The organism is Pedobacter cryoconitis (assembly GCF_014200605.1).
In the GTDB taxonomy this organism is placed as follows: domain Bacteria; phylum Bacteroidota; class Bacteroidia; order Sphingobacteriales; family Sphingobacteriaceae; genus Pedobacter; species Pedobacter cryoconitis_B.
On record NZ_JACHCE010000008.1, the window covers coordinates 65,339 to 87,702 of the forward strand.

Annotated in this window: 20 protein-coding genes and 1 pseudogene; 10 read left to right on the top strand and 11 right to left on the bottom strand. The window is 38.7% G+C overall.

Annotated elements, in window-relative coordinates; all coding sequences use genetic code 11:
• The first annotated feature begins 12 nt into the window (after window positions 1-12).
• Window positions 13-1,416, top strand: a complete 1,404-nt coding sequence (locus HDE68_RS20655; RefSeq protein ID WP_183884140.1) for a RagB/SusD family nutrient uptake outer membrane protein — start codon at window positions 13-15, stop codon at window positions 1,414-1,416.
• A gap of 86 nt (window positions 1,417-1,502) precedes the next feature.
• Here HDE68_RS20655 and HDE68_RS20660 read toward each other — a convergent pair whose 3' ends face one another.
• Window positions 1,503-4,043 carry a beta-L-arabinofuranosidase domain-containing protein gene (locus HDE68_RS20660; protein ID WP_183884141.1) on the bottom strand — a complete coding sequence of 847 codons (2,541 nt, stop codon included), beginning with the start codon at window positions 4,041-4,043 and terminating at the stop codon, window positions 1,503-1,505.
• 340 nt (window positions 4,044-4,383) lie between these two features.
• Here HDE68_RS20660 and HDE68_RS20665 point away from each other — a divergent pair, with 340 nt between their 5' ends.
• On the top strand, window positions 4,384-7,389 hold the full coding sequence (locus tag HDE68_RS20665) for a DUF2723 domain-containing protein (RefSeq protein ID WP_183884142.1): 3,006 nt from the start codon (window positions 4,384-4,386) through the stop codon (window positions 7,387-7,389).
• A gap of 95 nt (window positions 7,390-7,484) precedes the next feature.
• Window positions 7,485-8,876, top strand: coding sequence for a serine hydrolase (locus tag HDE68_RS20670; RefSeq protein ID WP_183884143.1), 1,392 nt, complete (start codon window positions 7,485-7,487; stop codon window positions 8,874-8,876).
• 212 nt (window positions 8,877-9,088) lie between these two features.
• Here the strand turns inward: HDE68_RS20670 and HDE68_RS20675 are convergent, their stop codons facing one another.
• The 5 genes from HDE68_RS20675 to HDE68_RS20695 are packed head-to-tail and all read right to left on the bottom strand — an operon-like array spanning window position 9,089 to window position 14,564.
• On the bottom strand, window positions 9,089-10,285 hold the full coding sequence (locus tag HDE68_RS20675; RefSeq protein WP_183884144.1) for a winged helix-turn-helix domain-containing protein: 1,197 nt from the start codon (window positions 10,283-10,285) through the stop codon (window positions 9,089-9,091).
• A 50-nt stretch (window positions 10,286-10,335) separates the two neighbouring features.
• Window positions 10,336-11,925, bottom strand: a complete 1,590-nt coding sequence (locus tag HDE68_RS20680) for an MFS transporter (RefSeq protein WP_183884145.1) — start codon at window positions 11,923-11,925, stop codon at window positions 10,336-10,338.
• A gap of 2 nt (window positions 11,926-11,927) precedes the next feature.
• The gene (locus HDE68_RS20685) at window positions 11,928-12,974 is read right to left on the bottom strand and encodes an HlyD family secretion protein (protein WP_183884146.1); all 1,047 of its coding nucleotides are present in this window, start codon (window positions 12,972-12,974) and stop codon (window positions 11,928-11,930) included.
• 10 nt (window positions 12,975-12,984) lie between these two features.
• Window positions 12,985-14,319 (bottom strand): TolC family protein, encoded by a 1,335-nt coding sequence (locus tag HDE68_RS20690; protein WP_183884147.1) that lies wholly within the window; start codon window positions 14,317-14,319, stop codon window positions 12,985-12,987.
• Between the two features lie 11 nt (window positions 14,320-14,330).
• Complete coding sequence (locus HDE68_RS20695) at window positions 14,331-14,564, bottom strand: hypothetical protein (RefSeq protein WP_183884148.1); 234 nt, start codon at window positions 14,562-14,564, stop codon at window positions 14,331-14,333.
• Window positions 14,565-14,653: 89 nt separating this feature from the next.
• On the opposite strand from HDE68_RS20695, the gene HDE68_RS20700 reads away from it, so the two are divergent.
• On the top strand, window positions 14,654-15,442 hold the full coding sequence (locus tag HDE68_RS20700) for a helix-turn-helix transcriptional regulator (protein ID WP_183884149.1): 789 nt from the start codon (window positions 14,654-14,656) through the stop codon (window positions 15,440-15,442).
• Between the two features lie 83 nt (window positions 15,443-15,525).
• A complete protein-coding gene (locus HDE68_RS20705) occupies window positions 15,526-17,391 on the top strand; it encodes a CocE/NonD family hydrolase (protein WP_183884150.1) in 1,866 nt (621 codons plus the stop codon).
• 279 nt (window positions 17,392-17,670) lie between these two features.
• Here the strand turns inward: HDE68_RS20705 and HDE68_RS20710 are convergent, their stop codons facing one another.
• The 3 genes from HDE68_RS20710 to HDE68_RS20720 are packed head-to-tail and all read right to left on the bottom strand — an operon-like array spanning window position 17,671 to window position 18,472.
• Window positions 17,671-17,880, bottom strand: coding sequence for a hypothetical protein (locus HDE68_RS20710; RefSeq protein WP_183884151.1), 210 nt, complete (start codon window positions 17,878-17,880; stop codon window positions 17,671-17,673).
• Window positions 17,871-18,164 (bottom strand): hypothetical protein, encoded by a 294-nt coding sequence (locus HDE68_RS20715; RefSeq protein ID WP_183884152.1) that lies wholly within the window; start codon window positions 18,162-18,164, stop codon window positions 17,871-17,873. The genes HDE68_RS20710 and HDE68_RS20715 overlap by 10 nt, the downstream gene beginning before the upstream one ends.
• A gap of 47 nt (window positions 18,165-18,211) precedes the next feature.
• Window positions 18,212-18,472: a hypothetical protein gene (locus tag HDE68_RS20720; protein ID WP_183884153.1), complete on the bottom strand. Its 261-nt coding sequence runs from the start codon at window positions 18,470-18,472 to the stop codon at window positions 18,212-18,214.
• Window positions 18,473-18,811: 339 nt separating this feature from the next.
• On the opposite strand from HDE68_RS20720, the gene HDE68_RS26385 reads away from it, so the two are divergent.
• The 5 genes and pseudogenes from HDE68_RS26385 to HDE68_RS20735 all read left to right on the top strand — a co-directional run bounded on the left by HDE68_RS26385 (window position 18,812) and on the right by HDE68_RS20735 (window position 20,589).
• On the top strand, window positions 18,812-19,057 hold the full coding sequence (locus HDE68_RS26385) for a hypothetical protein (protein ID WP_221300843.1): 246 nt from the start codon (window positions 18,812-18,814) through the stop codon (window positions 19,055-19,057).
• A 14-nt stretch (window positions 19,058-19,071) separates the two neighbouring features.
• Window positions 19,072-19,589: pseudogene (rhuM, locus tag HDE68_RS26585) on the top strand (RhuM family protein).
• A 3-nt stretch (window positions 19,590-19,592) separates the two neighbouring features.
• On the top strand, window positions 19,593-19,976 hold the full coding sequence (locus tag HDE68_RS20730) for a GNAT family N-acetyltransferase (protein WP_183884154.1): 384 nt from the start codon (window positions 19,593-19,595) through the stop codon (window positions 19,974-19,976).
• A 14-nt stretch (window positions 19,977-19,990) separates the two neighbouring features.
• Window positions 19,991-20,143: a GNAT family N-acetyltransferase gene (locus HDE68_RS26405; protein ID WP_221300846.1), complete on the top strand. Its 153-nt coding sequence runs from the start codon at window positions 19,991-19,993 to the stop codon at window positions 20,141-20,143.
• A gap of 56 nt (window positions 20,144-20,199) precedes the next feature.
• Window positions 20,200-20,589: a GNAT family protein gene (locus tag HDE68_RS20735; RefSeq protein ID WP_317617723.1), complete on the top strand. Its 390-nt coding sequence runs from the start codon at window positions 20,200-20,202 to the stop codon at window positions 20,587-20,589.
• Window positions 20,590-20,639: 50 nt separating this feature from the next.
• Here the strand turns inward: HDE68_RS20735 and HDE68_RS20740 are convergent, their stop codons facing one another.
• Both HDE68_RS20740 and HDE68_RS20745 read right to left on the bottom strand, forming a co-directional pair.
• Complete coding sequence (locus HDE68_RS20740) at window positions 20,640-21,203, bottom strand: type 1 glutamine amidotransferase domain-containing protein (protein ID WP_183884155.1); 564 nt, start codon at window positions 21,201-21,203, stop codon at window positions 20,640-20,642.
• An 87-nt stretch (window positions 21,204-21,290) separates the two neighbouring features.
• Window positions 21,291-22,214, bottom strand: coding sequence for a 2-dehydropantoate 2-reductase (locus tag HDE68_RS20745; protein WP_183884156.1), 924 nt, complete (start codon window positions 22,212-22,214; stop codon window positions 21,291-21,293).
• Between the last annotated feature and the right edge of the window lie 150 nt (window positions 22,215-22,364).

Sequence of the window (22,364 nt, forward strand, 5' to 3'; positions counted from 1 at the left end):
AAATATACTCCAATGAAAATCTTTAAATATATATTACTCCTGAGTGTGTTATGGACCACATCCTGTAAAAAACTTAATGAAAATCCAGAATCATTCATTTCACCAGAAAACTTTTATAAGACTAAAAATGACGCAATTTCGGCAATTACGGCTGTTTACGCGCCAGTCCGGTTAAATGGTTTTGTTGCGCGTAACTATGTTATTCTCGGAGAAATCACTACAGATAACATGTTCCCTTTAAATAATAGTGCCCCAAGAATTGAACTGAATACTTACACACATACTTCTCAGAATGGTATTTTACGGGAGACCTGGGATAATTTTTACATTGGTATCACCAGGGCTAATGCTTCTATTAATCGAATACCCGGGATCAACATGGAAGAGGCATTAAGGACAAGACTAGTCGCTGAAGCTAAATTTCTGAGGGCGTTTTATTACTACCAGCTGGTCAGGCTGTTTGGGGACTTGCCGGTTGTAACTTCCGAAGTAAGTTCTTTAGATCAGCTTACTTATCCAAAACGAGATCCTAAAACTGATGTTTATAAACAGATTATCGCAGATCTGAAGGATGCTGAAACTATATTGCCTCCATCTTATAGCGGGGCAGACCGGGGAAGGGCAACCAGCGGGGCGGCAAAATCTTTTCTGGCTAGTGTATACCTGACTCTAAAACAATTCCAGCTTGCTGCAGATAAAGCAAATGAGGTAATGACACTTTCTGGTGCAGGTTATGGGCTGTGGGACAGCTATTCCGATGTTTATGATATTAAGAACGAATTTGGAAAAGAGGCCATATTTGATGCGCAGTTTGTGAGTGGGCCTGGTGGGCAGGGCGGTAATCTAATTGCCTTTTTTGCACAGGAAAATAATAGTGTAGGAGGAAGGGGCTTTGGTTCTTTTCAGCCTACTACCGAAATATATGATAGTTATACCGCTGGCGATAAACGTAAAGCTATTTTCTTTGTCAAAGGTACTGATGGGAAATATTACGTGAATAAATGGGTTGATGCGGATGCTACAACAGAAAACCAAAGTGATAATAATTTCCCTTTGATGCGTTATGCAGAGGTCGTATTAACCTACGCAGAAGCTTATAATGAGTTAAACAGTCCTGTGAATGATAACCTTGCTTATAAGGCTGTGAATAGTATCAGGAAAAGAGCAGGTTTACCAGATCTGGCGAATTTAACACAAAACGATCTTCGCGATGCAATTTTGCAGGAACGCAGGTTAGAACTTGCTTTTGAAGGAAGCCGGTGGTTTGACCTGGTCCGCACCGGTAAATTGGTTTCAACTTTAACTGCTAAAGGAACAACTAATGTCAGGGAGTACCATAATTTATTCCCTGTTCCACAGTTTCCTATGGGTGTGAATCCAAATCTGGCACCTCAGAACCCGGGTTACGCTCAATAAATTCGTGTTTTTATGGCTAATCCAGCTCTCTTAATGAAATTTCATTGAAGAGAGCTGAATTGGCCATTGAAAATAACCCGGACAAATTATTGTTTACTGGTCATTTGAAGTTCCTTAACTACTATGTTATCAATACTTGCCAGTGAATCGTAGGCTCTGACCCCTATAGCACCATTTTTGAAAGTGATGTCTGTTACTGAAATTACAGGTCCGGCAACTTCGTTAAAATACACTTTAATAGAACTGCCTTTTGCTTCTATTTTGACTTTATATGCCTTTCCGGTTTCCATTTTTTGTGCTTGCGATGCCAATAAGATCCATTTTTGATCAACCGACTTACCCAATTGTATCCTTCCTGCTGCTGCATCAATTCCTAAATAATAACCATTGTAAGCATCAGCTCCGATAACCGGATCACTAACCCTGAACAACAGCCCTGCATTACCTTCTTTTGAATTGAGCCGGATAGTGGCCTCATAACTCAGATTATCAAATTGTGTACCGCTTGCAATCGCTTTTGATCCATGTATCCCATATCCCCATGAACCTTTATTTGAAGCAGAATGGAATGCCCCGTCTTTAATAAACCAGCTTCCGCCATAAATCAGCCAGTCTTTAATGGTTGCCTGAGTAAAATCTTCCTTAAACTGTTTTTCCGGGGCTTTGGGAATACCGATAACAGGGAAATTACTGATCCTGATATTTTCACTTCCATAGGGTGTAAGTATAATTTCTTCAGTTTTTTCTGCAGACGCAACAGGGCTGGCGGGTACTTCTAAAGCATGCATTTTAGTATAAGCCAAAGTCCAGGAAGGTATCTTTTTAGCTGAAACTTGAAGTTTAATAGGTGTAGTGGACTGAATAAATGGATTTTCTGGCATTTTAGTCTGCTGGACTTTTATAGATCCTTCCAAATCATTACGATCAATTACCAGCCCGTAATTCCAGGCAGATGCAGCAGACACTTCATAATCGAAGAAGCCAGCTACCGGATGTTTTTTTACAATGTTATATTTTGCATCAATCTGTAGTGCATATACAATCGGGCCGCGCTCTACCGTTACAGCATTATTTACCTGATCAGTTATCTTTACTTCCATAGGGAACTTGAGTACAACCTGATCCTGGTTAGCCCATTTTCTGTTAACCGTATAAATCTGACCTGTTTTAACCCCCGTCAATTGTTTATCATTCATAGTGATCTGTGGGTTTTTGCACCATTCCGGGATTCTTAGCTTTAAAGGAAAAGAAGCCGGTTTTGACAGCTCTATTTTAATCCTTATTTTTTCTTCAAAAGGATAATCAGTAACAACCTGAAGCTTAACCGGAACTGAATTTGCAACAAAAGCATTGACCTCCACCGGTGCATAAGCAATTACAGCCAGACCTTTGTCCGGGGTTGCTGTCCAACTGTTTTTTACAAAATATGGCCAGCCCATGTGCATATTATATCTGCAGCAGCCCATACCTGAATAAGGACTTAAAAGCAGCGCCCCATCATAATCTTCATCAAACCCGGAGTTCCCATGCTTGCACACTACCTGATTTGGCTGTGTATAATATAAATGAGATCTGATATCCCTGCTAAATTGTGAGGGTAATGTATTAAAAGCAATTTTTTCCAGTCTGTCCCCAGGCTGTGCATCATGAACTATTCTGGCCGCAGTCTCCAGGCTCTGCATCCATTCGACAACAGTACAGGTTTCAGTACCCTGAAAAGAACTTTTTCCGGCTAGAAATTCTGTTCCGGAGGCAATTCCTGAAGCCTGACCATGATCTCTTATTAAGTTATCAATCCCTTTTTCGGTAGCTTCTCTGTAAAAGGGTGTCTGTTTTAATTGTGAATAGATAACCGGAAATTTAAGAGCCTGACCCACGCTAACGCTATGTTTGGTATGGAAATCGTCACCATAAAAGAAAAATTGATTGTTGGTATAGATATCTGCCCAGGGATAAGCTTGTGATTTTAGTTTCCCGGCAAGTGTTAAAAGTGATTTTTCACCCGTTATATTATAGAGCCAGAATATGATTTCAATATTATCTCCTGTTCTGGATTTGCTCCATTCCTTTAGTGGTTTCTGATCCAGATTGTTTAGCTGATAGTTGAAATACCTGGTGAAAAAATTAATAACCCTTTTGTCGCCTGTAGCCTCATAATAACCTTGTATTGCATACATCATAGGCATTCTGGGCCACCAATCGTCCATTTTTACGGGGCCAAATGAACCATTGGCCTGCTGATGATCTAAAGTCCAGTTTATCCATTTCTCAGCTTTTTTCTTTAAATCTGCATCATCCAGTGTATAGGCAAGTGCGACCAATCCCTTTACATAATAGGGGACGCGTTCCCAGCTTTCACCCTGGCCGCCAAGCCAGTCAGAACCTGCACCCAGATTGGAAGCTTCCGGATAAAGTTCTTCAGCGTGTCCTGTTGCTCCTTCTTTTTGCAGTTCCAGTTGTTTTAATAACCAGCCTTTAGCTTTAATACTGCCCAGGGGAAGTTGTATATAAGAAGCTGGCTGGAGAGGGGCACGGTTATAATGATAGAGCGATCTGGCCTTATGCTGAGCTCGAAGTAGCGAAGGAACCAGAATGAAAACTAAAATTACAGATTTACTAAATTTCATATTTATAAAGCATTATACTATCTCAAGTGTAAGTTCAATATAAATAATAAGTGTTTTACTGACAGGTGATAAATTGATACGATATGAAGAAATTTTGAAACAAATCAGAATTATACCAAAATAATTAAAAAGAAATTTTATCAGACAAACACCTTTAAGTATGGAGTTGGAATGGCAATCGGAATTACCCTTACATAAAAAATATTGAGCCTTTCAGCAAATTGTTGAAAGGCTTTGTTACTTATCCCTGACACATTAGATTTCTTTAATGTCTGCCTGATTTATTTAATGGTTAGCTAAAAAATAGTGATATTTAAATAAGTACAAAAAACATTGATAAATGGAATACAGAAAAATCAATAATCTGTTAGGCTGGCTATGTTTCCTGATAGCTTCTTCTACCTATATCTTAACCTTAGAGCCTTCAGTAAGTTTTTGGGACTGTGGCGAGTTCATTGCAAGCGCTTACCGTTTACAGATAGCCCATCAGCCCGGATACCCGGTATTTGCGATGTTAGGGAAAATGTTTTCGCTATTGTCCTTTGGGGATCAAACTAAAGTGGCTTATTTTATGAACATGGGATCGGCGATAGCTAGTGGTGTAACCATTATGTTCTTGTTCTGGACTATAACTGCAATCGCAAAGAAACTACTCCTGAGCAAACGTGATGATGTGGTTGAGCAGTCAAATCTAATCCTGATTATGGGAGCTGGTTTAGTTGGTGCCCTGGCATTTACTTATACCGATACTTTTTGGTTCTCCGCTGTTGAAACTATTGTATTTGCTTTATCTTCCATGTGTACAGCGATTGTATTCTGGGCCATTTTAAAATGGGATGCTCATGCTGATGAACCCAGATCTGATAAATGGCTGGTTTTCATTGCCTATATTATGGGTTTATCAATAGGTATCCATTTACTTAATTTGCTGACTATTCCAGCTATAGCAATGGTATATTTTTTTCGGAGGAGTAAAAATATCACTGTTAAAAATGGGGTATGGGCTTTTCTGAGCGGGGTTGCGATACTGGGTTTTGTACAGTATGGAATCCGTGGGTATACTGTTAAACTTGCTGCATATTTTGACCTTTTCTTTGTGAATTCACTAGGCCTTGGTTTTGGTAGCGGAGCTTCGTTTTTTATATTATTACTTGTTGCAGCTATTGTATGGGGTATAGTATACAGTATCCGAAATAAAAAAACAAAACTTAACCTGGCATTATTATGTATAGCTTTCATCTATTTTGGCTATGCTTCATTTGCCTATATCCCTATCAGGGCAGCTGCGGACCCCCATTTGAACAACTCTCATCCTGATAATGCATTTACCCTTTATGGTTACCTGAACCGGGTTCAATACGGAGATAACCCTTTGCTGACCGGGCCATATTATGATTCGAAAGTTATCGAACAAAAACAAGGTGATATCATTTACCGTAAAGGAAAAACGCAATATGAAAATGCCGGGCGCAAGATTGAGCAGATTTATGACAGAACTACTTTTTTGCCACGTATGTATAGCACCAGTGGACAGGACGTTCAGTTTTATAAATCCTGGTTACAAATTCCAGATAACCAGCCTCCAACATTTGCAGATAACATGAAATGGATGTTCAGCTGGCAGATGTCTCAAATGTACTGGCGATACTTCTTCTGGAATTTCGTGGGCCGTTATAACGATGCCGATGGACAGGCAGATAATCAAAGTATTGATGGGAACTGGACAAGCGGTATCTTTGATGGTGGCAGGCATCTTCCAGCATCAGTGATTCATGGTGTCACCTATACGCCATTATATGCGCTGCCTTTATTTTTAGGCCTGATCGGATTTGTTTACCATATTCAGCGTAAAAAGAAAGATGCATTGATTATCTTACTGCTTTTCTTTTTCACAGGTTTAGCTATCGTACTGTATGTTAACCAGCCCTCCTTACAACCCAGGGAACGTGATTATTCTTATGTAGGTTCCTTTTATGCCTTTGCTATCTGGATAGGGCTTGGTGTTATAGCGATTGCAGAATCGATCCGTAAATTTATACCTGCTAAAACGGCTGCTATGGGTTCAACTGTTATTTGCCTTTTGCTGGCACCCGTATTATTGGCAGGTAAAGAATGGAAAAGCCATGATCGTTCCACTAAACGGGTAGCACGCGATATGGCTTATAACTACCTTGTTTCCTGTCCGCAAAATGCGATTTTATTTACCTACGGTGATAATGATACTTATCCATTGTGGTACGCTCAGGAAGTAGAAGGAATAAGAACCGATGTACGTATCGTTAACCTGAGTCTTTTAGGTACTGACTGGTATATACGCCAGATGCAGAAGAAAATGAATCAGTCAGCACCTTTACCTATTACCATGCCTTATGACAAATATGAGGAAGGTGTCAGAGATGTGATCTATTATAGTGATCAAAAAATTGCCGGACCTGTAGAGCTGAAAGAATTATTTGATTTTATCACCTCCGATAATAAACAAATCATGCTGGAATACCAAAGTGGCGAATATGGTAACTATCTGCCAACTAAAAGCTTCAAAATCACTGTAAATCCGGATGAAGTGATTAAAAATGGTGTAATTACTCCAGACCAGAAGAGCAAGCTTACTAAAAGCATGGAATGGCAATATACATCAGACTATATTACCAAAGATAATCTTGCAATGCTGGATATACTGGCACATAACAACTGGAAAAGACCGATATGTTTTACCACAACGATGAATAGTGAGAACTTTATTGGTTTACAGCCTTATTTATACAAAGAAGGTTTTATATATCATTTAATCCCTTTTGAAAAAGACACCGCAGCTCAAAGCCCGCGGGCTAAAACAAATACAATGGTGATGTACAAGAATATTATGGACAAGTTTGAATATGGGAATTTTAAAAATGCAAGTTATCTGGACCCTCAATCCAGGTCAGTATATTATCCGGTAATTACAGCGACTTTTATTGAACTGATCCAAGGTCTTATACAGGAAGGACACCCTGAGCTTGCATTAAAGGCCCTTCAACGCTATGATCTTAGAATGCCAGATATCATTCCTTATTTCGATTTTTCTGCTCAAAAACTTTTCTTAGCTCAACTGGCCTTTCAATTAAACGACGTTACTTTTGGCAGTAAGCTGGTAAATACGGTCGACAAAGCTGTTGTTGATCAGTTGGAATATAATTATCACCTGTATACTGAAAATAAAAGCAAAGCAGATTTACGGGAAATAGAATTCAGTTTTCAGTTACTGAATACAATGGCTGATTTCACTAAAAAGAGTAAACAAACTTCACTTTCCAATCAAATACAGGCGCAACTGGATGATTATAAGAAGAGGTTCAGCAATTAATCAGGCTAACGTGCTTGAATACAGATGTCTCCTTGCTTGTATGGAATTAAATCTTTTGTTGCAACTTATTCAGATAAAAGTAGTCTTGTGATCATATGGCATTTAGAAAGTATTATTTATTACCGGTTTGTTTGATGCTGATTTCTGTTAGTCTATTTGCTCAAACACCCTTACAGCTCAAACATATCGATTCCCTGATGCTTACTGCATCAAATCGTGGCGTTTTTAATGGCACCCTGTTAGTTGCCAGACATGGTAAGGTTATTTATGATAAAGCCTGGGGTTATGCCAATGCGGGCAAAACCCAAATGCTGACTACAGCAATGCTGTTCGACATCGGGTCGATTTCTAAAGAATTCAATGGGGTTAGCATTATGCTGCTGAAAGAACGGGGTAAAATTAAACTGGATGACCCTGTATCTAAATATCTCACAGATCTGCCGGATTGGGCAGGTAAAGTACAAATCAGGAATTTGATCAACTATACCAGTGGCCTGCCGAATTTTAAGGCGCAGTCGGATGAGACAGATCATGAGCTTTTGGATTCGCTTAAAAGTCTGACAAAGCTGAAATTCGAACCCGGTTCGGCCTATATTTATGCACATGCAAATGTTTATCTGCAAAAGCGGATTATTGAAAAGGTTTCCGGATTATCTTATACAGATTTTGTAAATAAATATATATTCAGGCCTTGTGGTATGAAGCACAGTATTATGGATGCCGATCTGAACAGGCCGGACATAGCCCGGGCATTTGATAATGATTTCAATGCTACGCCTTATATTCAGCTGACGACCGGCTTTCCCAGACTTACCTCTGCCGATCTCTATACATTCATTACACGGCTTGAAGCATTGAAAATTATCAGTAAGGAATCTTTTGATCAGTTAGCTGTTAACTTTCCAGGCGGCGAAAGCAGCCTTGGTACTACTGGTTTTAAAGACGGAGAATTGCAATGGCATCGCCACCAGGGTTCCAATAGCAATTACGAAGCACTCATCTATACCGATCATGTTCAGGACATTTCTATGGTCATGGAAACGAACAACCAAAATTTTAAAGTGGATGCTATCAAAGGCGCTATACTTGCTATCTTACAAGACCAGCCCTTCAATATCCCTAAAAAATCGGTATACCTGGATATCAGAGATAAGATGGTGAAAAACATGGAACAAGGCCTGGCCTTTTACCGCCATATCAAAGCAGAAGGACGGGAACAATATGACTTTGAGTTTGAAGCAGGTGATCTGATCAGTACCGGGAAGTATTTGCAACGCAGGAGTCGCTTTGATGATGCCATCAGCTTATATGCCCTTGCCTCACCACTATGCGCCAGGAAGGCTGATCTTTCTTATGTTGATGAACTTACTGCTGAATGTTATTTAAAAAAGGGAGATCACGTGCAGGCAAAGGCCTGGTATGAAAAGGCTCTGGTGGCAGATGCGGGCAATAAGAATGCAAAAGGAATGATCACTACCTTAAAATAAGCAAGATGTTGATATAACAGGCAATGACAGAATTATTTCCTGTCATTGCCTGTTATATAATGTCTCTCACCAAATAATTTTTTATATCTGGGTCATACCACCGTCAGCTACCAGATCAATACCTGTATGATAGTGCCTTTGTCATTCAGCAGTGCAGTGGAAGTGCTTTCTGAACAGTAAAGAATGTTCCTTTCGCATTAACAATGAATTTTCTATGTTAAAAAACCTTTATTTATAGCTTTCAGGTAAGTTTCATTATTGGATTTCCTGAAGCTAATATTCCTGCATTGATTGAATAAAACGAAAGCTTTTAAAGCCTGTATAAATTTTTCAATAGTGATTTGGTCGATCTCAACTGGTTCAAAATGCAGATTATGAATAATCAGCACTTTTTGTTTGCGATCGGCTTTCGCATCCATCCTTGCAATAAAAACATCGCCACAAAGTACTGGCAATGAGAAATAACCATACTTGCGTTTAGCGGCAGGTACAAAACATTCAATCTGGTAATCGAAATCAAAGAAGTCTTTCAAGCGGTGGCGAAAGACATTAAGGATATCAAAAGGGGAGAGGATGAAAACATCTTTAGCCAGTTCAATATCTATATTCTGGTTCGATAGCATATATAGCTGTGCGCTTTTTAGTCCATCAACACTGACTATTTGTACTTCGCCGTCTGCAATCATTTGCTCCAGCTCAGTTTTTACCAGATTTCCTTTCACTCTCCTTGCCCTCCATTTTAACTCTTTAAGATAGGCTATTCCCAGTGCGCCAAGGGTACGACGGATAATATACCTGGCAAATTCTTCCTTTGATGGCATGGTCAGGTCAGTTTCCGGAGAAACTAAATTGAGCGGCAGGTTGTATACTTTCTGGAAATTTTTGGTCCGGCTGATCATGAGGTGGCCCTCCAGATACAGGCGTTCGAGTGCTACTTTAGCTGGTCGCCAGTCCCACCAGCCGGTACTTGCTTCTAGTCTGTCGTCATCGAAATCGCTCACCATCAAAGGTCCTTCCCGTTCCACCCGGTCAAGTGCAACTTTCATCATCCGCGTTTCGGCCGGGGTGAAAGGTTTTCCATGATTTGCAAATGCTTCTTTAACCGGTAATGAATATTTAAAGTCCCGAATGGGCAGATAACCTGCATCTGAGGTGAAATACTCAAATATCCGCCCGTCTTCGCCAAGTTCAGCCAGCCATTCTGTTTGGTAGTCTGGTATGCGTGCGGCCATTACATGGTGATGCGCACGCTCTACAACGTAATTAGTATCAAGTTGTACAAAACCTAAATGGTCTATTACCTGATAAACGGCTTCGATTCCCTCACCAAATTGTGCTTTCCTGGCGAGGCCGGCAGCGTTAAGGATAATTTTGCGGGCTTGCGATTGGGTAAGGAAAATAGGTTCCATGGTGCTAAAATAGTATAAAGATTGATGTCATCAAACCCCGGTCTAAAAATCTAGTAAGGAATAATGCCCTTCCTTAACCGTAAAATAACCTTCTGAATCTGTGGTGAAAAAATAAGGATAGCAATGATGAAAACTAAACCTGCAAGCATCAGATCATAATAATCCCGGGTAGCACGGGCTAATATTTGTTGTCCTACCAGTTTATTAAAATACGCTCCTGAAGCTTCTTTTGCTGTATAGATGTCATTGCCTGCATTCCTATATTTATTTTGAATATCCAGCAGGGTAAGAGGTAATTGTGGATTCGTTTCGGTTAATGTTTCCCGGATCTTCTCCCTAACTGCAGATTTCGAAAATAGTTGAATTTCGTTATTCAGGGCTAAACTCGCGGTAAAACCTGTGAACCTTGCAAATATTCCAATAAGTGACGCATTTAATGCAATATTTGGGGGTGCTACGGAGCTGGTGAATGAAACAATCGGAACAAATAAAACCCCTGTTGCAACACCATAGATAAACATAGGCAGGATGAAATCAATTGTTTCTCCCTGTACAGAAACAAAAAGTATCATATAGGCATAATACAAAGCCATAAAGCCAAAACCTGCTATGATAAGCCTGATCAGGTTAAATCCCATTAAGACAAATCGGGAGGTAACAAACATACTCAGGGCAGTTCCGGTAATTACTGCAATCCATATCGGAATGGTACTGAGTGGATCATTGCCCAGAATAACTTCAAAATAGCCATAAGCAAGTCCGGTACTTCCTTTGAAAATGTAGAATGTGAAAAGCAGCAGCAAGCCGATGACAAAATTCTTTACCTTGAAAATTTGTAAGTTGATCAATGGCCGTTTAAGCTTCGATTCTCTAATAACAAATAGCATCAGGATGATTAAATTCCCAAGGGTCAGAAAAACGATTAACGGACTGTCAAACCAGCCCAATTGCCGTCCATAGATCAGGCTGTATCCTAATATCAGAATAAAAGATACATAAAACAGATACCCAGGCCAATCCACCTGATAAAGCGGGATCTTTTTTGTAAACCTTGCTTTGCTGTTCATCGTCAGCAACACCACAAATGTCAGGATGATGAGCATGATATTGAACCCATAAAATAACCAGTTGAAGTCATAAAAATAAAGTACTGTACTGGTATAGATGGAATAAAACGGAACGGAGATTTGTATACTTCCATAAAGGAGGGTATAGGCAATCACCCGGGCACGTGTAGACTGCAATCTTGGAAAGGTGAGTTGCAAGACAATACCTGACATCAATGCACAGGTGATCCCCTGCACAAACTGGCAAATGATAAAGAGTGTCCAGTCTTTGAAATGAAAACAGAGGACGGAACATATGGCATTGACCGCGAGTGCCATGATCAGATATTTCCTTGGCGAAAAATACTTTACAATGCGAAAATCCAGTGCCAGAAAAGCTACTGTTGAGCCGTAGATAACTACCATGCCATATTGAACATCGGTAGACTGTACGCCATAAAAGCCCATTACCGTAACCGGACTACTGTAAAAGGCGAAACTAAACAGGCAAGTCATCAGAATAGCAAATATTACAGACCTTGCCATCCATTCGCCTACCCATGGTTTGAAAACCGGAATTTGATGTGCTTGCATGATTAATCTTTTAAAATGTAAACATTGGCATTCATTCCAGCAGAGAGCTTCGCTAATTTTTCGGGCGTATCGGTAAGCTTGATCCGGACGGGAATACGCTGTATAATTTTAATAAAATTACCTGTAGCGTTATCTGGAGGCAGTAATGAATAACGGGAACCGGTAGTTGGAGAAAGTGATTCGATAACTCCGCTGAATTTTTCGTTTGGGGAAGCATCTACTTCAATGGATACTGATTGCCCTATCCTGAAATTGCCAATCTGTGTTTCCTTGAAGTTCGCCATTACCCATTTTTCTTCTGTTTGGTTTACCAAAAATGCCAGCGTTTGTCCTGGCTGTATCAACTGTCCTTCCTGAATGGTCTTTTTGCCTATCTGTCCGTCAAAAGGTGCAGTGATCACGGTATATTTAATATCTAGTTCCTGCCGTTCAAGCAGTGCTTCCTTGATTTTTATTTCTGCCGTTATCGCATTGCGCTGTACTTTAAGATCATTTAGTTTGGATTCGGCAACCTGCAGGGAAGCTTTTGCCTGATCATAATCTGATTGTGTGATAGTCAAAGAGGTACTGATATTCTCGAATTTTTGTTGTGTGGCAGATTCATCGGCCAATAATTTTTTATAACGGTCAAATTCCCTTTGCTGCTGATTCAGTTTCGCTTTTGCACCTGTTAACTGTGCTTTGATTACTCCGATGCTCTTAATTTGTGTTTCTTCATTAGCAGCCAAAATGGGTAATTTGGCATGCGAACCCATCAGTTCTGCTGCTGCGGCATTTCTTTTCAGTCCGTACTCGTCCATTTCGATCACTACAAGTGTATCTCCTCTTTTAACCTGCTGGTTGTCTTTGTAATAAATTCTTCTGATATAGCCACCTACCTTTGCATTTACAGGTGATAAATACGCATCTACCTGTGCATCATTGGTCTGTTCATAACGGTGTGCTTTTAAGAAATATACTGCCCCCCAAATGAGCATTGCTGTCAATAGGGCAATGCCAAACCATTTGGTTAGGGTTACAATTATTTTATCTGTTCTATTCTTGTCCATAATTTTTGTATTAAAGAATTCCTGCGATTGCCAGTAATCGGATATGACTGAGTTTTAAATTTGTTTGTGCGGTTGTCAGGTTAAATTTTGCCTCCAGCAAAGCATTTTCTGCTTCCAAAAGATCGGTCAGAAGTGATTCCTGATTGAGATAACTGTTTCTGATGACCCGAACGGTTTCGACAGTTTTATTCATGTTTTTTTCTACGGTTTTTACACTTTCCAAAGCCTGTTGCTGTTGTAAATAAGCTTCTTTTACCTGAATTGAAATTTCATCCTTTTGAATGCTGGCTTTTTCTTTTGCCTGATTATTTACGGCCTGGGCACGTGCAATGGAATGTTTGCTTTTGTATAAATTATCAATAGAAAATTGCACCCTGATCCCTGTTTGCCCAAATCCCCATAAATCATTGGAGTAAGGATAAAATGAGATCTGCGGATAGGTATAATTGTAATTGGAATACAAGGAAATTTTAGGTGACAGCGTAGCTTTAATTTGCTTAATATTTAGTTCACTCAATTTAATGTCGTTATTGACCATTTTATACGCTGGCGATTCGAGGAGTGCGATAGCCAGGTAATCGGTGTAACCGGAATCCTTAAGGGGCTCCATTTCAAAACCGGCTTTATAGGGAATAACTAATTCTGCTTCGTTATCACGGCCTGTCAGGATGTTGAGGCGTTGTGTGGTCACGTCAATTTTCTTCTTAATAGCTGAAAGGTTTAATTCCAATTGAGATAATTTCACCGAGGTTCTCAGCACATCACTTTTCAGCACAATACCGTTTTTATGTAAGCTTTCTATAAGTGATAGCTGTTTTTTCTCAGCAGCGATTTCTGCAGCAAGAAAATCACGGAAGTGCAGATATTTATACAGATCGAAATAAGCAACAGCGACATTGTATTTTACGCTGTGCTTTTGCAAATCGGTTTCATACTGCCTGTGTGTCTCTTCTTCCTGCTTCATCCTGATATTTCTTCTGTCTTTACCACCGTTGAAGAGGTTAAAATTTAAGTTGTATCCGACTCCATAACCATAACCTTTTACAGGCACATCTTGTGGAGATGAGAATAATCCATTATCGTAAATGAGAAATTTGGTATTGAGTTTTACATCCCCGCCTATTGAAAGTTCCGGTAGCAGACGGTCTTTGGCTTCGAGTACTTCTAAATTACTTTGCTGGAGGTTTAAATCCGATAGTTTTAGTTGCCGGTTGTTCTTTTCGGCGACCTTCCATATTTCTTCCAAACTCCATACCCGGGCCGTTTCTGCGTCCTGGGCATGGAGAGATTGTGCGAATAATAGCAGTATAGCTCCCAAAATTGGAATTGATTTATAGCGTTTCATGGATTTTATTTTTAGGAATGATTTGTACGTTCTCTTTTATTTGGGAACCAGTTTTTTACTATCTTTCTTAACTCATCAAAAACAAAGGTTAAATCGATCAGGGGCATGAAAGGATAAGAAGAAGCCAGCCAGTAGATATAAAGTGCTTCAATGTCTTCTGCTGAATTAGATTCTGAATGGTCACAAGGTTTCTCTTGTGCCAAAAGCTCAACGTCTTGATTAGGGTTTGTGATTTTCTGTTTCATAATGACTCTATTATTTACATAGCAAAACTATTCATGCGGGTAAAACATCTTTTTATATAATCAGCCTAATATTTGTTATATTTGGCCATATGGATATGCTTAGGCAACTTATAAATAGTGTTGATCAGAATCCTGACTCTATTTTGGTGGTTCGACAGCAAACCGAACAGCGATTGCCTTCACATCAGCACGATAAAGCTCAGTTGCTATTGGTTTTTGGTGGGATTGCTTACTTGCAGACGGATGAAAAGGATTACTATATTCCGTCCAGTCATTATATCTGGATACCTAAAAATTATCCGCACAACCTGATGTTCAACACGCAGGATCTGTACATCATAAATATTTATTTTCCCGGAGAAAGTTCCGGCGAATTTTATAATGAGCTGGGCATTTATCCGGTGAGTAAGCTCTTATCTGAAATGCTGTATTTTAGCGAAAAATGGCAGGGTGATTATTTCAGGGGATCATGGGAATTTGAGTTTCTAACCACACTGAGAAACGTGCTGCCTAAAGAAAATCTTAAAAAGTTTTCCATCCAGCTCCCCACTACTGACGATCAGCGGCTCCAGGCTATTGTTGGTCAGCTTCGGAGTCTGTTGAATGAAAACCTTACCTTAGAAAGTACGGCCAGACAATGGGGGATGAGCGTAAGAAGTTTGACAAGATTATTTCAGACGAAACTTCACATTACCTTTATTCAATATGTGAAAATGCTGCGGATTATCCGGGCTATGGAATTGATTAAAGACAGCGATCTGAATATGACCGAAATCGCCTATGAGATTGGATATTCGAATATAGCTGCATTCAGTAATAATTTTCATCAATTGACAAACATGAGGCCTACTGAATTTAAGACAATGTCAAGAGTTTAGGGTAAATTGCAGGTAAATATTTTATATTGCTGCTGTGATTAACAGATATATGATCACCCGCTTAACTAAAATACTTGTGTGATATGAAAAAACTGATCCTGCTTTTTCTTCTTCTGCTTGCAATCAGGGTTACTGCCCAGGAAGCTTCAGCTGATGCAGCCTATATTAAAGAAAATTACAGTAAATATGAATACCAGGTACCCATGAGGGATGGGAAAAAATTATTTACAGTAGTCTATGCCCCAAAAGATCATTCTAAAACCTATCCTGTCATGATGCAGCGGACCTGCTATAATGTTGGTCCATATGGCCCTGAACATTATAAGACAAGTCTTGGGCCTTCTTCATTATTTTTGCATGATGGATACATTTTTGTTTATCAGGATGTAAGGGGCAGATGGATGAGTGAAGGGATTTTTCAGGAGATGACCCCTGCACTTGAAGAGCATAAAACCAGTACCGACATAGACGAGGGGACAGATACTTATGATACTATTGACTGGCTGCTTAAAAACGTATCAGGAAACGATGGGAAGGTTGGTGTCTGGGGGATTTCCTATCCGGGTTTTTATACAACCGCGGCTTTATTGAGCAGGCACCCTGCATTGCTGGCTGCTTCTCCGCAGGCACCTATTGCCAATCTTTATCATGATGACGCCTTTCACAACGGGGCGTTTATGCTGACTGCCAATTTTGGTTTTTATCCTTACTTTACCAACCGGCAGGATGATAAACCAACGCAGCAGGCAGGAAAGCGATTTGAGGCAGGGACTAATGATGGCTATGATTTCTTTCTGAAAATGGGTAGTCTTCGAAATTCTAACGTTAAATATTATCAGGATACGATCCGGCTATGGAACGAAATGATGGACCATCCTAATTACGATCAGCACTGGAAGGACAGGAATATTTTACCGCATCTCCATGATATTAAAACAGCTACACTGGTTACCGGTGGATGGTATGATGCAGAAGACTTATATGGGGCCATTAAAACCTATAAGGTGCTGAAGATGCGAAACCCGAATACGCCGGTCTATTTTGCTATGGGCCCATGGGTGCATGGCGGATGGGCCAGGGGAGATGGTGACCATCTTGGTGATGTGGATTTTGGCGCAGCTACTTCTGCTTATTACAGGGAAAAGATTGAATTTGCTTTTTTTAGCCATTATTTAAAAGGAACAGTTTTAGACTTGCCAAAGGTTTCTGTTTTTGAAACCGGTGTTAACCAGTGGAAGGCTTATAATCAATGGCCACCAGAGGACTCTAAAGAACAGAATCTTTACTTTCTTCCGAATGGAAAACTTTCTTTTGAGGCACCAAAAGATAAAGGCAATGCCTTTAATGAATTTGTTTCAGACCCGAACAAACCTGTACCCTTTATTAACCATAAGACTATGGATATGGACAGGGAGTATATGACTTCTGATCAGCGCTTTGCTGCGGCAATGCCAGATGTCTTGACTTACCAGACTGATGTTTTGACTAATGACGTAACCCTGAGCGGGGATATTTGGGCGCACCTGAGCGTTTCTACTACTGGGACAGATGCCGATTGGGTGGTAAAGGTAATTGATGTTTATCCGGATACTGCCCAAAATAACAAATGGACAGGTAAAGAAGTTCAAATGGCCGGTTACCAGCAGATGGTAAGAAGTGAAGCGATGAGAGGTAAGTTCAGGCATGGATTTGACAGTCCGGTAGCGTTTACGCCTGGAAAAGTAAGCCGGGTAAATTTTGAACTTCAGGATGTACTTCATACTTTTAAAACCGGGCACCGGATCATGGTGCAACTTCAGAGCACCTGGTTCCCGTTGATTGACCGCAATACGCAGCAGTTTCAGGATATCATGAAAGCAAAGGATACTGATTTTAAATCAGAAACACACCGGGTTTTTACTTCTGCTGTAAATCCGAGTTTTTTAAGGGTTAAAGTTTTGCAGGAATAGTAGTGTTTTGAAAATCAGGTAATTAAGAGGTGTAGTTGTTTGTGGTCTCTTAATTGCCTGATTTTTTCTGACTCAATTACGTCAATTTGATCTTTTGGCCTGTTTACAGCTTTTTTATTAACTGATTGATATGCAAAAAAGGAACTTTTGCATTTTCAAAAGCTGCAATAGATGCTGAGTCAAGACATTCTAAAAAAGAAAGAGATTCCAGTCCTTTCATAGACGTCATAATATCCGGTTCTATTGCATTATCTATATGATTTTTTCTTTCAGAAATTATTATCCTTTGTTTTTTGATAGTTTATTTTCTAATAATTCGATTTTTTTATTGAGTTGGATTATATAAAGAGTCATCTCTTCTGTTTTTTGTAATAACTTCAGCTGAAAATCTTTCATGTCTATCCCATTTTCAATCATTTCTTTTTCAGATGCGATTTCGGGTAAATGATATTTTGTTTTTACGAAATCTTCCAGCCTATTTATATCCATGAGGTTATATTTTTTTCGAATACAAAATCGCACCCTTGTGAAACGCAAACCTTAATCTCATTCGCTCTAATGGTTCCGTCTACATCTAATTTTACTGTTGGGTTATTTAAGCCTATTCCAACATTTCCATTTCCGGTTACGATAAAAGCTGTGCCTGGGCCGGAGCCTATATCTCTTAATCTAAGGAAATAACTTCTAGCTGCATTTGTTTCTGTGCCAAAAGTTGAAATATCTACATTTATTGCGCTAATTAAATCATTGCCACCAGGTATATCAACAAGCAAATTTGAGCAATTCAATTTCTTAGCATTAAAGTCTGTATTAGAGTTGTTCAGGTTGCCTGAATGCCAAATTTTGTTCCAATTGGGTTAGTAATACTTGAATAATTATTGGGATCAAAACCAAAATTTAATCCTTGATAATAAATGCCGCCTAATGTGTTATTAGTTGGGGTGACCGCTCGCCATTGACCATTAATTGTTGAAAATGCATTTAGGTTAGATTCCGAATTATCTTTAGAGTATTGGGCATGTGCCATTAAAGAACTAATTAAAATCATTACTAAAGTTGAGAAGTGTTTTTTAGAATTCATATTTTTAAATTTTTCATGCAAAATAAAGAAACTTGTCAAGTACCTGAAACCTTTTTAGTGTTCTTAAATCATATTCTTCTTTATCTGTTTAAAATTTCATATTTAAGTTGTTTGTTTTAATCTATTGTGTAATATGTTTTTTATTTTTTGCCTGAGTAATTGTGTTTAACACTATCGACAATTATTTTGGCTCCACCCACACTAAGTGGGGTATGCACTGTATAAGCCTCTACTCTCATACTTTCCAGATAAGTGTTCAGGGTAACAATTTCTGCTGGTCGACATTTCTGCACTAACCCCGTCGCTCTCAGTAGCTAAATCATTTATCACAGTAAGTTAATGGAAGATTCAAGTATAATTATATATCAAACTGAAGATGGTACTACAAAAATAGAAACCCGTTTAGAGGATGAAAGCGTTTGGCTTACAATTGATCAGATTGTTGAACTTTTCAGTAAGTCCCGTTCAACAATAAATGAGCATATCTTGAATATCTATAAGGAGTTTGAGCTTATTAAAGCGATTCTAGTAGAAAAATCGGAATTTCCGATTTTTCTACTAGAATCGCTAATTACTATAATTTAGATGTAAGTATATCTGTGGGTTACCGGGTTAAAAGCCTGCAGGGGACAAAACTCCTTCAATGGGCTATTGCCAGACTCAAGGAATATATTATGAAAGGATTTACAATGAATGATGAATTATTGAAGCAGGCTGGTGGAGGTAACTATTTCGATGAATTGCTCACCCGTATTCGTGACATACGTTCCTCCGAAAAAGTCTTCTGGCGTAAAGTACTGGATGTATATGCAACAAGCATTGATTATGATCCAAAAACAGAAGTGTCTATGCTGTTTTTTTAAACAGTGCAAAATAAAATGCATTGGGCTGCTGATGAGCATACAGCAGCCGAAATTATCTATCAGCGTATTGATGCTAATAAATCTAATTTAGGTCTGACAATAAGGATACCAAGCCGACTAAACAAGAAACAGAAACAGCTAAAAACTATTTAGATGAGAATGAATTAAATCTACTTAATAGAATGGTGTCTGCTTATTTGGAATTAGCAGAATTACAGGCTCTCAATCGTAAGCCGATGTATATGAATGATTAGATAATGCGTTTAGATAATTTTATTACAATGACAGATTATGGAAAATGTAAACAATTTATACAAGACCGTTTAACTCAGGAGCAGTCCCATATCTTTTTGGTCCATGTAGAAGGTAAAGCTGCTGGCTTTGTTCAACTATATGAACTCTACCACTATGCTAAACTAGAAAAACAATGGCTGTTAAGCGATTTGTTCGTTCATCCGGATTACAGAGGCAAAGGTCTTTCTATAGCCCTAATTGACCGAAGCAAGCAATGGTGCGATGAAACAGTTGCTTGCGGACTGATGGTAGAAACCGAAAAGACGAACGACATCGGTAACAAACTTTATCCGCGTTGTGATTTTGAATATGACGGGTTACATAACTATTATCATTGGTGGAAATAAAAGAAGGATAAGAAATGATAGACTTTGAGAAAGATTATATTTTAGAAAATGAACGTGTTTTGCTACGACCATTAAAAGCAGAAGATTTTGATTCTTTACTGGAGTATACAAACGAACCGGATACGTGGGATTTTAATGCATTGGCGCTAGTGGTGGTGAGAATTTAAAAGCATATATCAATACTGCTTTAACTCATAGGGCCGGAAAAACTGAATATCCATTTATTGTTGTGGACAAAGCAGACAATAAAATTGTTGGAAGCACACGTTTTTACAGGATAGATACAGTAACTAATACCCTTGAATTGGGTTATACGTGGTATGGAAAGAAATATCGGGGAACCGGCATCAATAAAAATTGTAAATATTTGCTTTTAGAGTTTGCATTTGATGTGTTAAATGCAGAGCGGGTAGGATTCCGTGCTAATCATTTAAATAAACGGAGTATAAATGCAATGAAAAGAATAGGCTGTGTAGAGGAAGGAGTTTTAAGAAACAGATCAATAAATGGCAAGGGGAAAAGAATGGATGTAATCGTGTTGAGTATAATTAAACAAGAGTGGGTTGAATCAGTTAAACAAACTTTATTCAATCTTAGCACTACAAATTGCTAAAAGCTTAAAATGGAGCCTAAGGGCTCCATTTTAAGCTTTTTACTATGTTATCAGGAATGTTGCTCTTCATGAACCCCTTCTGCAAATTCTTCGACCATCTTATTGTTAAATGCAGGAAGATCGTCCGGACTTCGGCTGGTTACAAGTCCTTCATCAACAATTACTTCCTCATCCTCCCAATGCGCACCTGCATTGACCAGATCAATTTTTATAGTTTTCGTGGAAGTCATCTTTCTGCCTTTAACTACTTCGGCAGTTATCAGAACCTGAGGGCCATGGCAAATGGCTGCGACAGGTTTTCCGGCACTAAAAAATGCTTTAACGAATGCAACCGCCTGATCGTTTTTTCTTAAGGCATCAGGATTTAATACACCACCTGGGATAAGTAATCCATCGTAATTTTCTGGCTCAGCTTCGGCGATCGTTTTGTCGACATTAACTTCAATAGTCCACTCATGATCACCTTTCATAGCTTGAATCTTTCCTGATTTGGAAGAGATGATATGAATTTTGGCACCTTCTTGTTTTAATCTTTCAACCGGACTGGTCAATTCTGTTTCTTCAAAACCGCTTTCAGATAAAACGGCGATATTTCGATTATTTAATTGTCCCATACTATTTTTATTTGAGTTTACTATTATAACTACAACTCCTGCTTACATAATGTTTTTACATTTTTTAATTCGTAAATATTGTTATTCCTATTTTGTTGTCAGTGAGATTTCACTTAATTCATTATACAAATTAATAGTTTCTATCATCTTATATCCTGCTTCCATGGCAGCAGCAATTGGTTTTTGATACATATATTGTAATTCCAGTGGCAGGCACCTGTCAAAATCATATTTCATACTCGGGGAATAATCTTTTATTTTTTCAGTAAAAATAATCAGTTCATCGGCAAATGATAGGGGGAGTTCTATTCCGTTTGCATTTGCTCCTTTAATAACTTCATGCATGATTGTTTTACAATACTCAAAATGATTGGCAATAATTTGTGCAGTTGTTGAGTTTAATACAACTGAAAGGCCATTAAATGCCATATTCCAAACTAATTTTTTCCATCTTAGTTGCAATAAATTCTGATGAGAAGAAGGTATGTTTATAGCATTGAAAATTGAAGCCAGATAGTCAAGTCTGGTATTTTCCTTCACATTATAACTGCCAAAATCAATATTACCATAACCTTCATGTACGATCAGTCCATTTTTTTCTTTGTGAATACCGACCAGGGCAGTGGCTCCAGCTATTTGTAAAAGAGGAAATTCAGCCGAGAGATCTTCCTCCATTCCCAAGCCGTTTTGGATAAGTACAACTACCGTGTCTTCATTAGTAATATGTGGTAGTACTTTTGGTAACACTGTTTTGTTCTGACCTGTTTTTAAGCAAACCAGGACTATATCTGAAACAGGCATATCGGATGTGTCATTGTATGCATTTATTTCTGGTAGATGAATATTTCCATGCACTACGGATTGCAATGTCAATCCATTGGACTTTACAAAATCGTAATCACTGCGCAGTAAAAAGTGTACATCATGCCCCATTTGAGAAAGTAATATTCCATAATAACCTCCTATAGCTCCTGTACCTACTATTGATATTTTTAACTTTTTATCGTTCATATATTTGTTTTTTTAACCTGTTGGTTATCATTGACTTGACTGTTAATCTGTTACGTTGTTGTTTTGAAAAAAGGTTTGCTGCGTTGCGAAAGTATCAAAACGCTACATTTTAAACAATCAAAACTATTTGTATTTTTACTTCAAAAAAAT

Excerpts from the sequence above, each read along its gene's own strand:
- HDE68_RS20655 (WP_183884140.1), top strand. The coding sequence starts at position 13 with ATGAAAATCTTTAAATATATATTACTCCTGAGTGTGTTATGGACCACA.
- HDE68_RS20660 (WP_183884141.1), bottom strand. The coding sequence starts at position 4,043 with ATGAAATTTAGTAAATCTGTAATTTTAGTTTTCATTCTGGTTCCTTCG.
- HDE68_RS20665 (WP_183884142.1), top strand. The coding sequence starts at position 4,384 with ATGGAATACAGAAAAATCAATAATCTGTTAGGCTGGCTATGTTTCCTG.
- HDE68_RS20670 (WP_183884143.1), top strand. The coding sequence starts at position 7,485 with ATGGCATTTAGAAAGTATTATTTATTACCGGTTTGTTTGATGCTGATT.
- HDE68_RS20675 (WP_183884144.1), bottom strand. The coding sequence starts at position 10,285 with ATGGAACCTATTTTCCTTACCCAATCGCAAGCCCGCAAAATTATCCTT.
- HDE68_RS20680 (WP_183884145.1), bottom strand. The coding sequence starts at position 11,925 with ATGCAAGCACATCAAATTCCGGTTTTCAAACCATGGGTAGGCGAATGG.
- HDE68_RS20685 (WP_183884146.1), bottom strand. The coding sequence starts at position 12,974 with ATGGACAAGAATAGAACAGATAAAATAATTGTAACCCTAACCAAATGG.
- HDE68_RS20690 (WP_183884147.1), bottom strand. The coding sequence starts at position 14,319 with ATGAAACGCTATAAATCAATTCCAATTTTGGGAGCTATACTGCTATTA.
- HDE68_RS20695 (WP_183884148.1), bottom strand. The coding sequence starts at position 14,564 with ATGAAACAGAAAATCACAAACCCTAATCAAGACGTTGAGCTTTTGGCA.
- HDE68_RS20700 (WP_183884149.1), top strand. The coding sequence starts at position 14,654 with ATGGATATGCTTAGGCAACTTATAAATAGTGTTGATCAGAATCCTGAC.
- HDE68_RS20705 (WP_183884150.1), top strand. The coding sequence starts at position 15,526 with ATGAAAAAACTGATCCTGCTTTTTCTTCTTCTGCTTGCAATCAGGGTT.
- HDE68_RS20710 (WP_183884151.1), bottom strand. The coding sequence starts at position 17,880 with ATGGATATAAATAGGCTGGAAGATTTCGTAAAAACAAAATATCATTTA.
- HDE68_RS20720 (WP_183884153.1), bottom strand. The coding sequence starts at position 18,472 with ATGAATTCTAAAAAACACTTCTCAACTTTAGTAATGATTTTAATTAGT.
- HDE68_RS26385 (WP_221300843.1), top strand. The coding sequence starts at position 18,812 with ATGGAAGATTCAAGTATAATTATATATCAAACTGAAGATGGTACTACA.
- HDE68_RS20730 (WP_183884154.1), top strand. The coding sequence starts at position 19,593 with ATGCGTTTAGATAATTTTATTACAATGACAGATTATGGAAAATGTAAA.
- HDE68_RS26405 (WP_221300846.1), top strand. The coding sequence starts at position 19,991 with ATGATAGACTTTGAGAAAGATTATATTTTAGAAAATGAACGTGTTTTG.
- HDE68_RS20740 (WP_183884155.1), bottom strand. The coding sequence starts at position 21,203 with ATGGGACAATTAAATAATCGAAATATCGCCGTTTTATCTGAAAGCGGT.
- HDE68_RS20745 (WP_183884156.1), bottom strand. The coding sequence starts at position 22,214 with ATGAACGATAAAAAGTTAAAAATATCAATAGTAGGTACAGGAGCTATA.